This is a genomic window from Histidinibacterium lentulum, assembly GCF_003789055.1.
Lineage (GTDB): Bacteria > Pseudomonadota > Alphaproteobacteria > Rhodobacterales > Rhodobacteraceae > Oceanicola > Oceanicola lentulus.
Map to the genome: position 1 here is coordinate 66,269 of NZ_ML119082.1, position 11,363 is coordinate 77,631.

8 protein-coding genes are annotated in these 11,363 nt (G+C 72.3%); 5 read left to right on the top strand and 3 right to left on the bottom strand.

Features of this window, described 5'->3' with window-relative positions; all coding sequences use genetic code 11:
• The first annotated feature begins 13 nt into the window (after positions 1–13).
• The gene (locus tag EAT49_RS03375; RefSeq protein WP_123640896.1) at positions 14–973 is read left to right on the top strand and encodes a hydrogen peroxide-inducible genes activator; all 960 of its coding nucleotides are present in this window, start codon (positions 14–16) and stop codon (positions 971–973) included.
• A gap of 22 nt (positions 974–995) precedes the next feature.
• Here EAT49_RS03375 and EAT49_RS03380 read toward each other — a convergent pair whose 3' ends face one another.
• Complete coding sequence (locus EAT49_RS03380) at positions 996–1,445, bottom strand: nucleoside deaminase (protein ID WP_123640897.1); 450 nt, start codon at positions 1,443–1,445, stop codon at positions 996–998.
• Positions 1,446–1,660: 215 nt separating this feature from the next.
• On the opposite strand from EAT49_RS03380, the gene EAT49_RS03385 reads away from it, so the two are divergent.
• The 4 genes from EAT49_RS03385 to EAT49_RS03400 all read left to right on the top strand — a co-directional run bounded on the left by EAT49_RS03385 (position 1,661) and on the right by EAT49_RS03400 (position 9,507).
• A complete protein-coding gene (locus tag EAT49_RS03385) occupies positions 1,661–4,891 on the top strand; it encodes a hypothetical protein (RefSeq protein WP_185020625.1) in 3,231 nt (1,076 codons plus the stop codon).
• Positions 4,888–6,345 carry a glycosyltransferase family 2 protein gene (locus EAT49_RS03390; protein ID WP_123640899.1) on the top strand — a complete coding sequence of 486 codons (1,458 nt, stop codon included), beginning with the start codon at positions 4,888–4,890 and terminating at the stop codon, positions 6,343–6,345. The genes EAT49_RS03385 and EAT49_RS03390 overlap by 4 nt, the downstream gene beginning before the upstream one ends.
• Before the next feature lie 156 nt (positions 6,346–6,501).
• Complete coding sequence (locus tag EAT49_RS03395; RefSeq protein WP_185020626.1) at positions 6,502–7,515, top strand: tripartite tricarboxylate transporter substrate-binding protein; 1,014 nt, start codon at positions 6,502–6,504, stop codon at positions 7,513–7,515.
• 42 nt (positions 7,516–7,557) lie between these two features.
• Positions 7,558–9,507 carry a tripartite tricarboxylate transporter permease gene (locus tag EAT49_RS03400; RefSeq protein ID WP_123640901.1) on the top strand — a complete coding sequence of 650 codons (1,950 nt, stop codon included), beginning with the start codon at positions 7,558–7,560 and terminating at the stop codon, positions 9,505–9,507.
• On the opposite strand, the gene EAT49_RS03405 is transcribed toward EAT49_RS03400, so the two are convergent.
• Both EAT49_RS03405 and EAT49_RS03410 read right to left on the bottom strand, forming a co-directional pair.
• A complete protein-coding gene (locus tag EAT49_RS03405) occupies positions 9,476–10,525 on the bottom strand; it encodes an ATP-grasp domain-containing protein (RefSeq protein WP_123640902.1) in 1,050 nt (349 codons plus the stop codon). The genes EAT49_RS03400 and EAT49_RS03405 overlap by 32 nt on opposite strands.
• The gene (locus EAT49_RS03410) at positions 10,522–11,328 is read right to left on the bottom strand and encodes a hypothetical protein (RefSeq protein WP_123640903.1); all 807 of its coding nucleotides are present in this window, start codon (positions 11,326–11,328) and stop codon (positions 10,522–10,524) included. Before EAT49_RS03410 ends, EAT49_RS03405 begins: the two co-directional genes overlap by 4 nt.
• Between the last annotated feature and the right edge of the window lie 35 nt (positions 11,329–11,363).

Consider the following 11,363-nt stretch of genomic DNA (forward strand, 5'->3'; position numbering starts at 1 on the left):
TATAGTGGGTTCCATGGCCGTCCCCCCGCTCACCCTGCGCCAGATCCGGTACTTCGTGACCCTCGCGGAAACCGGTCATTTCGGCCGCGCGGCAGAGCGCGAGGGGGTCAGCCAGCCCTCCCTCAGCCAACAGATCTCCCTCCTCGAATCGGCGCTCGGCGTGACTCTCGTCGAAAGGGGACGCGCCGGCGCGATGCTCACCCCGGCGGGGCGGGAGGCCCTCGCCCGCGGGCAGCGCCTGCTCGACGAGGCCGAGGGACTGGCCGATCTCCGGGCCGGTTTCCGCGCCGGCCTCGGCGGGACGGTGCGGCTCGGCTCCACCGGCACGCTCGGTCCCTACGTCCTGCCCCAGGCCGTCCGGCGGCTGCACGCCGCCCATCCGGAACTCAAGCTGGTGATCCGGGACGGCGCTCCGCGGGATCTCGTCGACGGGTTGAGGACCGGAGTCCATGACCTCGTGCTCACCCAGCTTCCGGTCACCGCTCCGGATGTCGCGGTGGAGCGTCTGTTCCGCGAACCGCTGTTCCTGGCCGTCTCGCGCGAGCACATCCTCGCCGACCGTGCCGAAGTGACCGACGCCGACCTCGCGGGCGAGGGCGTCCTGTCGCTGAACCCCGCCTACATGCTGCACCGCCAGATCGGCGCGCTCGCCGACGAGGTGGGCGCGCGGCTCCTGCCCGAGTACGAGGGCACCAGTCTCGACGCCCTGCGCCAGATGGTGGCAATGAACATGGGCGTGACCTTTCTGCCCGCCCTCTACGCGCGCTCTGAGATCACCGGCAAGGGCGACGACGTCCGGCTGATCCCGTTCCGCCGGGGGCGCCTGATGCGCGACATCGGCCTCCTCGCGCGCCGCTCCTCGGGAGGGCGCACCGGCCTCGGCCGGCTCGCCGACGTGCTGCGCTCGGTGGTCGCCGAGGAATTCTCGGGCCTCGTCATCCCCCTGCCCGGCAGCGGCGGCCGGTCAGGCTAGGACGGCAGGAGGGCCGGCAGCCTCAGCGCAACCCGGCGAAGAAGGCCCTCAGCAGGGCCTCCGCTTCCTCCGCCGCGATCCCGCCATAGACCTCGGGCGCGTGATGCGCCTGGGGATGGGCGAAGATGCGCGGCCCGTGGGCCACCCCGCCCGATTTCGGGTCCTCGGCTCCATAGTAGAGACGGGCGATCCGCGCCGCGGCGATGGCGGCGGCGCACATCGGACAGGGTTCCAGCGTCACCGTCAGCGCGTATCCCGGGAGCCGCTCGGACCCGGCGGCGCGGCAGGCCTCGCGCAGCGCGAGGATTTCCGCATGCGCCGTGGGATCGGCGCGTTCCCGCGTGCGGTTGCCCGCCGTCGCGACGACGGCGCCTCCGGGCGCCGAGACCACCGCCCCCACGGGCACCTCGCCCCGGGCAGCGGCGGCCCGCGCCTCGGCAAGGGCAAGGTCCATGTGACTGCGAAAGCTCATGCCCCTTCCTGTCCCCCCGCCGTGGCCGTGACAAGCGCGGACGCTCGCGGTCCGGTGCGGGGATCCCGCCTGTCGCCCGTGCCGCGGAAGGTATCTTCTTGAGCCACGGGGAGGTTTCAACTACCAGCGCCCCCCACAGCCTTCTCTACCGACGCAGGTTCATGACAGTGCAGCGACGCGTCCTTCGGGCGCTGGAATCCGGACGACAGCACGCCGTGCCCCGGTTCGAAGGCCAGGAGTCGCACCGGCACGAGCGCCGGGATCTGCTGCACCTCGCGATCTCTGCGGAGCGCGCGGCCCTGACCCGTGGCAGCTGGGGCAAGGCCGACACTCTGGTGCTCTTCGTCGGGTTTCCGCGGTCGGGACACTCGCTCGTCGGGGCCGCCCTCGACTCGCATCCCGCCGCGGTCGTCTCCCATGAACTCGATGCCTTCGGCCTCTTCCAGGCGGGGTTCTCTCCGCGGCAGATCGCGGCGCTGATCCGGCTCTATGCCGAGGCCTTCCGGGACAGCGGACAGGTCTGGAACGGGCAGTCCTATGCCGTGCCGGACCGGCCACCGAAGAGGGAGGCGCGCGTTCTCGGCGACAAGAAGGGCGACTGGATGGCACGCCGGGCGCTGTCCGATCCCGATCTCGTGGCGCGGCTTCGGGCGCGTCTCGCGCCGCGCCGCCTCGCGATCGTCAACGTGGTCCGCAATCCCTACGACAACATCGCCACGATGAGCCTGCGCAAGGGGGGCCACTACGACCGGCTGAGGATCCGCGCGCGCGCGGAAGGCGGGCCGACGGACGCCGCCGCGCTGTTCGCCGCCGACCGGGACGGGCGCATCCCGCGGCAGGTCCTGCCCGAGATGGTCGAGGATTACGCGCAGCTCTGCCGCGGGATCGAGACCGTCCGCGATGCGGTGCCGCCCCGGGACTGGGCCGAACTGCGCCACGAAGACCTCGTCGCCGATCCCGAGCGCGAGTTCACCCGTCTCTTCGGGTTCCTTGGTCTGGATCCTGCCGCGGACCCCGCTCGCCGGGCGGCGGCGATCGTCAGTCGCGAGAGCAGGCCGACCCGGCATGTCGTGGACTGGACAGCGGAGGCCCGCGACCGCGTCGCGGCGCTGACCGAAGAGCACGCCTTCCTGGCGGGGTACCGTTTCGAGACCCCGCGTGCCCGGCGCGCGGGGCCGGCCCCGGCGCCTCTGGGAAATGTCCATCTCGTGACCGCCGTCGGCGTCACCGGGGATCTCGCGCTTCTTCCCCACTTTCTCGACCATTACACCGGGCTCGGCATCCCGGCAGCCAATATCCACGCGATCCTGAACGCGCCGGTGGCTTCCGTGCCGGAGCTCGACGCCGCGCGCGCCTGCCTTGCGGGCCGGGGCTGCGCCGACCCCGCGATCTGGATCGGGCCCTATTCGAGCCGCGAGATGTGGCAGCGGCGGCGTGCGCTGCAAGGCGCGCGGACGGGGGCCGGCGACTGGCTCGTGAGCGCCGATGTCGACGAGCTGCACGTCTATCCGGACGGCCTGTCCCCCGTGATCGACACGATGGAGGCCGAGGCGGCGGACGTGCTGCAGGGGCCGATGATCGACCGGCTGGCGCCGCACGGCCGGCTGGCTCCGGTTGCGGCGACGCCGGGCCTGTTCGAACAGTTCCCGCTGGAGGGCGACCTGATGTGCCAGGTCAGCCGTCGTCCGGAGCTGGCGGACCACGGCGGGACGGTGAAGGTCATGCTGTGCTCCGCGGCGGTGCTGCCCGGGCTTGGCGGACACGGGATCGAGCGGCCGGAGACCGTCGCCCGGGCGAAGGCGCTGGCCGCGCACGAGGGGCCCGACCCCGCGGCGCCTGGGCCGTCCCCCGATGCCGGCCCGGCCCGGCGGCTCGCGCGCCTGGCGGCGGGCGACATCCGGCAGCTTGTGCCGTTTCTCGGGGATCCGCGGATCAAGGACCCGGCCTTCAGGCTGTCGTTTCCGGTTCATGTGGCGCATTTCAAGTGGCATGCCGGGCTTCCGGCGGAGCTCGACCGGCGGCGGGCCAGCGGCCTGCAGACCGCCGCCGCGGAACGCTACAGCGACGCTCTGCAGGCGATGCTGTATCGGGACGGCGGCGGGCCGCGCGTCGATCTCGGCCTATTCGCCCCGCTCCGTCCCTGGCACCGGACGCGGCTCTGGCACAGCCATCTGGCCGAGCTGCAGGCCCGGGCCTCGGCGCGCGTGGCCCGTCGCCGGCGCGGGCCCGGCCCGGGCGCCGGGACGGCCGTGGCCGAACCCGGCTGGCGCCTGCGCCAGCTCACCTTCGGGTCGGCCACGGGGACGGGGCACTTCCACAGCTATTACGATATTCCCGTCCTCGACGCCGCTGCCGCGCGGATCGCGGCCGTCCGCTGCGACACCCCGGCCCGCGCCCTGACCCCCGACGACAAGGTCGCGGTCGGAGTCATCGATGCCGAATCCGGCGGCTTTCGCCCCGTCGCGGAGACGCAGGCCTGGTCCTGGCAGCAGGGGCCGATGCTGCAATGGCTGCGTGACGGGGACACCGAAAGTCTGGTCTGGAACGATCGCGAGGGGGACCGCTTCGTCGCCCGGATCGCAGACCCCGCCGGCGATTCCGACGCAGCCCGCGTCCTCGACCGTCCGGTCTACGCGATCGCTCCCGGCGGCCGGGTGGCCCTCAGCCTGAACTTCAGCCGGCTCGACCGGCTGCGCCCCGGCTACGGCTATGCCGGCGGAGGCGCCCCCGGCCTCGAGGAGGCGGCTCCCGCGGATGACGGCATCTGGTCGATCGACCTCGGGACCGGCCGGAGCCGGCTGACGCTGTCGCTCGCAGAGGGGGTCGAGGTGCTGAACCGGGTGCTCACGCCCGACGAACGGCGCGACCATGCCGAACAGCGCTACCTGTACTGGTTCAACCATTGCAAGATCGCGCCCGACGGCCGCCGCTTCACCGTGAAGCTGCGCTGGCGCCGCGAGGACGGACCCTGGACCGGACTGATGGGGGTGTCGCTGACCTGCGGGATGGACGGACGCGCGCCGCGGGTCATCGCCCGTGCCGCGAGCCATGTGATGTGGCACGACGCGGGACATCTCTACTTCTGGAACCAGCGGGACGGGTACCTCGCGCGCAAGCCCGATGTCGAGGTGACCGAACCGCCCGGAGGCGAACGGCTCGCGCCTTCGGAGTTCGTCAGCAACGTGCACCTTCGGCACCTGCCCTCGGCGCCGTCCCGGATGATCTACGACGTGCCCTACAAGCCGGTCGTCGCGCTCCGCGAGATCGATCTGGAGACGGGGATCGTCGCACCCGTCGCGACCTTCCCGAACCACGAACCGGCGCGCGGGATGTTCCGCTGCGACCTCCATCCGGTGCCCGACGACGACGGCCGCCGGATCGTCGTGAGTTCGCTCTCGGACGGCGCGCGGCAGGTCTATGTGCTCGACCGGGAGGACCCGGCATGAGCGGCCCGCGCATCGTCATGACGCTTCTCGTGCGGGACGAGGTCGACATCGTCTTCGACACGCTCGCCTGGCATCTCGGTCAGGGTGTCGACCACGTCATCGCGACGGACAACGGGTCGAGCGACGGGACCACGGAGATCCTCGAGGATTTCGCCGCGGCGGGCGCGCTGACGCTGCTCCACGAGCCCTCGTCCGACTACCGGCAGGGGATCTGGCACACCCGGATGGCCGAGCTGGCCCGCGACAGGCACGGCGCCGACTGGGTGCTGCCGACCGATGCCGACGAGTTCTGGATGACGACCGGGGACCGACCGCTGCGCGCGGCGCTCGCGGCCATCCCGGCCGACGTCGATCTCGTCCGGTGCGGCCGCCGCAACCTGATGGGCTCGCGCGAGGACGTCGCGGCGATGGACTGGCCCGACGCCCTCGTCTGGCGCGCCGATCCGGTGCTCGAGCTTGCCGAGCCGCGCAAGCTCGACCCGGCACCCCTCGATCCGCCGCTCCTCTACTACGGGCTTCCGTCGAAGCTGATCCTCAACCCCGCCCGGCTCGTGGAGATCGGACGCGGCGCCCACGAGGCGGATGTCGCAGGCGAGGCCCGCGGCATCCGGACCGACGAGATCGTTCTCTATCATGCGCCGTTCCGCGACCGGGCAGAGTTCGAGGCTTCCAACGCCCGGATCGCGGACGCCGTCGAGCGCGATCCGGCTGCAGGCCGCATGACCTCGTGGAAGTCGCGGCGCTGGCAGAAGATGAGCCCGGAAGAGGCCTTCGCCGAGGCGCTTCCGGATGCCGGGACGCTCTCCCGCGATATCCGGTCGGGGCGGGTCCGGCTCGATACCCGCCTGCGGGACGCGGTGGCCGCCGGACGCGCCGGAAACGAGGGCCGGCTCGCGGTCTATGGCGTCGAGCGGCATCCGGAACCGCTGCGGCGCGATCCCCTGGCGCCGCCGGTGCCCGTTCTCGTCGCCGGAGGCGATGCAGGGGAGACCGCCGCCGTGGCGGAGCGCCTGCGGCGGCTCGGCTGCAGGCGGCCCCCGCCGGCCGACGGGTCCGATCCGGGGGTCCGCATCGCCGCGTTGCACCGGGCGCGGCTTGCCGCGCCGGACGACCCGGTGACGGCCCGGACGATCGCCGCGGAACTGCGGTCGGTGCTCGAGCGCTACGGGTCGGGCGGACACGGCGCGCTGATCGCCGATCCCGGTCTCGGCGCGAACCTCGATCTGTGGCGAGCGCTGTCGGAGGCCGGCGACCTCGCGCCGGTCCTCGTCCGGCTGACGCCACGGGGCGCGCCGCAGGAGCTGGGCGACGAGACAGGCGGCTTGCCGACGCTCGCCATGAGCGCGGAGCGGCTGCTGGCCGCTTCCCCTGTGGCGCTGCACAGCGGGCTCGCCCGCCTCGGCCTGTGGCTGCCGCTCCATCTCGTCGCGGAGGACGCGGCGCCTCAGTCCTAGCCCGCGCTTCCGGCAGGGCCGAGGCCGCACCCGGTGCGAGGCGGAACGGGAATTTTCTGGCAGGACCGGGTCGGTTGATGCTAGGCGCGTTTCATGGACAGGCGGCAGTTTTTGGCTTTGGCGTGCGGCGCTCTGGTGACACCGGGCGGCAAGGCCATGGGCCAGACGGGCCCCGGGCCCGCGGCGCTCGACGCGGCCCGGACCTACCTCGAAGGGCGGACCGTCCGCGCCATCATCCCCTCGGCGGCCGGGTCGGGCACCGACCGCAGCTCGCGCCTCTTCATCTCCGCGCTGGAGCCGCTCCTGCCGCGCACGCGCTTCAGGGTCGAGAACAACGACCGGGCCGGCGGCCAGATCGGCGCCTCGGAACTCTGGCGCGGGCGCGCCGACGGCACGGTCATAGGCTTTCCGCGCAACAACCTCTTCTATGCCCAGTTGATGGAGCGCGACACGCTCGATTTCAGCTTCTCCGACTTCACCTTCTTCGGCTCCGTGACCCGCGGGCACCGGGTCCTCGTCCTCGGAACCGGGAGCAGCATCGACGGGGTGGAGGAGATTCTCGCAGGCCGCAGGATCGTCCTCAAGTCGGCGGATTCCGTCACGTCCAGCCACTTCGTCGAGGCCATGCTGATGAATGCGCTGAGCGGCAGCCGGATCCGGCCGGTGCCCGGTTTCTCCGGCGGATCGCGGAACATGGCGGTGATCTCCGGCGAGGTCGATTGCCAGATCGGCTCGATAGAGGCCGTGCAGCCGATCGTCGAATCGGGCGCCGGGCGGATCGTGTTCCGCCTGACTTCCGATCCGCTGCCCGAGGGCCTGCCCGAGGTCCCGCGCCTTGCCGATCACCTGCGCGATCCCGGTCTCGAGTGGGCCGTCGGCATCATAGATGCCGCGGCCGATCTCGGCCGCCCGTTCGCCGGGCCGCCCGGCATGGCGCCCGAGGTGGCGGCGCACTGGACGGCCCTCTTCGAGGCCGTGGTGGGCGACGCGGGGTTCAGGGAAAAGGCCTTCGCGGAAGAAGGCGTGGTCATCGACCCCGCCCCGGCCGGCGCGATCGCCGCCCGCCTCGGCCGGCTCTCGAGCCTCGGCGACGGCCTTCGGGACGAGGTGGACGCGCTGCTCGGATGCGGCAGGCTGCTGGCCGAGAGCACAGAAGGAACCTGCGGCTAGCGGGCCCGACCACCGCGCGTCCGGCCGCCCGAACACATCGCGATGGCTGGCATTCCCGACGCATTCCTTCCCGCGATCGAATTCGGCCCGGTGCTCCTGGCGGGGCTCCTCTTCGGTCTGGTCGGAGGGCTGATTCCCGGCATCAGCGGCCGCATCGGCCTGCTGATCGCCCTCCCCGTCGCGCTCTGGTTCGAACCGGCCTCCGCAGCGGTGTTCCTCATCGCCATGCATGCGGTCGTCCACACCACCGGGTCCGTTCCGGCGGTTCTCATGGGCCTTCCGACCTCCAGTTCCGAGGCGGCGACGGTCATCGACGGCTGGCCGATGATGCAGAAGGGCCGTGGCGGCGAGGCCGTCGGCGCGATCCTGGCGGCCTCGCTCGCGGGGGGCGTCCTGGGCGCGATCGCCCTGCTCGCGCTGGCCCCGCTCGGCGGCCTCATCGCCCGGCAGTTCACCTCCGCCGAAGTGGCGGCGCTCTCGGCTTCGGGCCTCGTCGCCATTGCGGCGCTGTCGGGCAGGAGCTTCGCGCTGGGGCTCGTGGTCGCCGCGCTGGGTCTGCTTGCGGCGACCGTGGGCGTGGACGATCATACCGCGGCCCGGCGCTTCACGCTCGGCTCGCTCGAACTCTGGGACGGCCTGAACATCGCCGCGGTGGTCGCCGGGCTCTTCGTGGTGCCGGAGATGCTGCGCGGGGACGGATCGGACATCGCCACCCGCAGCGGCGGCACGCCCCGCGCGGAGCGGCCGCGGGTCCGGATGGCGGACGTCCTCGCCGGGTGCAGGGAGACGGTCCGCAACGGATGGCTCACCCTGCGGTCGGCCGTGCTCGGCATCGTCGTGGGGTTCGTGCCGGGCCTCGGGGCGAGCGTGGCGGTGTGGCTCGCCTACGGCCACGCCAGCGCCTCGACCCGCTCCCGGATCCCCTTCGGAGAAGGCGCGGTCGAGGGCGTCATCGCGCCGGAGGCCGCCAACAATTCCAAGGAGGGCGGGGCGATGCTGCCCACGCTCCTCTTCGCGGTTCCGGGGACGACGAGCATGGCCATCCTTCTCGGCGCCTTCGCCCTGATCGGGATCGAGGTCGGGCCGGGCATGGCGGCACGGGATCCCTGGATCATCGAGACCGCCGGCTGGGTGATCCTGATCGCAAACCTGCTCGCCTTTCCGCTCTGCCTGCTCATCGCGCCCTTCGTGACCCATCTTGCGACGCTGCACCGGGCGCTGGTCATCCCTTTCGCCCTGATGGCGGCGACGGTCGCGGCTCTCGCGCTCTCGGGCAGCGCCGAAACGCTCGTCCAGATCGTCGTCTTCGGGCTGCTGGGCACCGCCCTCGCCCGGCTGAACTGGCCGCGCGCGCCCTTCGTGCTTGGCTTCGTGATCGGACCGATCCTCGAGGGCGCCCTGTCGCGCACGATGCTTACCGTGGGCGTCGAGGCGCTCTGGCGGCCCATGGTTCTTGTCATCCTCGGGCTGACGGTCGCGGCTGCCGTCCTTCCCCATCTGCGTCCGGGACGGCGCGGGGCGCGCCGCGGCGAGTCGCGGGCGGCGGCCGGGCCGGAGGGGGCGGACCCGTCCGCCAACCGCGCCTTCTTCGTCTTTCTGATCGCCCTCTTTCTGGCGGCGCTGGCCATGGGCTCCCGCTTCCCGGGACAGGCGGCCACGATGCCCCTGCTGGCCGCGGCCGTGGGGCTCGTCGCGACCCTTGCCGCCATGGCGACGGTCCGGCGCCAGCGACGGCTGACGGGGTCGGGCCTGCCGCACCGGGCGCTGGTCTATGGCGCCTATCTCGCCGCGATCTGGCTCGTCGGCCCGCCCCTCGCCTCGGCCGCCTATGCGATCGCCGCCTACAGCCTGTTCACCCCCCTCCGGCGTCGGTGGCTTCTGCCGGCCGGCCTCGGGTTCGCCGCTTTCGCCGGCTTCCTGGCCGGCGAGGCGCCCGGCCTCTGGCGCCCCCTGACCCTGCTCAGCGACCTTTACTTTCTCTGGCTTTCATGACGCGGGCCACGCGCTCCGCGACGCGCCTGGCCAGCGGATACCCCCAGAGCGCGCGACCGATGTCCTGGAACGGCGCCGGCGGGCACAGGTCATGGCTGAAGCGCCTCGGAAGGCGGATCTCTATCGGGTTGTCCTTCGCCAGCGGGGTGTCGACCGCGGACAGCGCGTCGATCAGCCGGCCGCGGACGATGGACCGGCGATCCTGGCGCGCGTCCTGACGGTCGGGGCCGGGAAAGGACGGGTTGGAATTGATCTCGAAGACGACGATCCGCCCGCCGAGCACCGCATAGTCGATCCGCCCGAAATCCGCCCCGCCCAGGTCCATGATGCCGAGGAGCGCCTCCCGGTGCGGGTTGTCGCGGACATAGGCCTCCTCCTCCGCGACATGCGCCGGCGTCACCTGCTTGAACCGGCTCTTCACGATCCAGTCCCGCGAGATCTGGATGTGCTGCGGGAGGATCTGCGCGCCGACCCGGAACGCCCCGTACTTGCGGTAGAGACCCTCAGCGTCGCGGCAGTCGCAGTATTCCACCGCGAGCCTGCCGCGGAGGGGGATGCCCCGGTCCCGCAGCCCCGCAATGCTCGCGTGGAGCTCGTCGGGGGTCTGCAGGAGCCCCGTCTCGGGCCCCCGCGCGTCGCCCTCGCGTCGCAGGAAGACGGGAAACCTGAGTTCGGGAAGCGGCAGGTCCAGCCGCGCGGAGCGGAACGGGTTCAGGCCCCTGCTCCAGAGCAACTCGAGCAGCTCGTGGCGCTGCAGGAAGCGGGCGGGATGATTGAGGACCCGGGCGTCGGGATGCGTCTCGTGCAGCGACTGGGCGACGGAGGCGGCGATCTCGAGCTCGAACGGCGACAGCCTGTCGAAATCGGTGAAGATCATGTGCGACGGGGAAAGCTCCCGCGTCGCGAACAGCTCCTCGTAGGTGAGGATCTGCAGCATCCCGCGCTTGTCCGGAGGCAGCGTCGTCAGGAAGCGGTCCATCGTGTATCGGTGCCAGGCCCGGCAGATGTAACGGATCACCCGGTCCGGCCCTTCCGCGCCACGACGAGCGCCCCCGACCCGTCCCGGCTCACGGGTGCCCCGTCCCGGCCGAAGCCGCTGCCCCGCCGGAGATCCCGCATCGTCTCCAGCTCGAGCCCCGCCTCCGCGAGCCACCGGCACAGCCCCTCGCGGTCCGGAAAGGGGCTGGCGCGGCGCGACCGTTGCCGCGCGTAGTCGTCAAGAAGAACGCCGAACGCCGCCTCGCTCTCCGGAAGCGCGATCGACGCCGCCGCGAAGCGTGAGAGGGAATGACGGCCGAAGGTATCGGCGTCGAAGGACGGTGCCGCGCGTCCGAGTCCCGTCGTCAGGACGAGACGCCCGCCCGGCAACAGGCTCTCGCCCAGCGCCGCCCCCGCCGCGGCGAGGTCGGAGGCCGGAAGGAAGGAGAGCACGGAATGGGCCACGATCAGATCGGCATCGGGCGCTTCGGGCGCGACGCAGATCGACCCGCGGCGCGTGGTCAGGCCGCCCCGGGCCCGCCCGTGCAGCAGCGTTTCGCACTGCAGGAGGGGCGTCGCGCATAGGTCCATCACCGTGAGGGCGATCGCCCTCTCCCCGGCGATCTCCAGCACGCAATCCGCAAGCCCGGCATCCGCGCTTCCGGCCAGCAGGACCCGGGCGCCGTCGAAGAGCAGCGGATCGAGAACTGCCTCGAGGACGGGCCGGTCCGCGTCGACGCCGCGGGGCGGGTCGAGCAGCCGCAGGTAGGGCCAGACGGCATGATAGGACAGGCAGGCTCCGCAATGGGATCGCGCCAGGACGTGCCCGACCCCGGCCGCCATCGCCGATCGGGTCCTGAGTGTCTCGACCAAGGTCG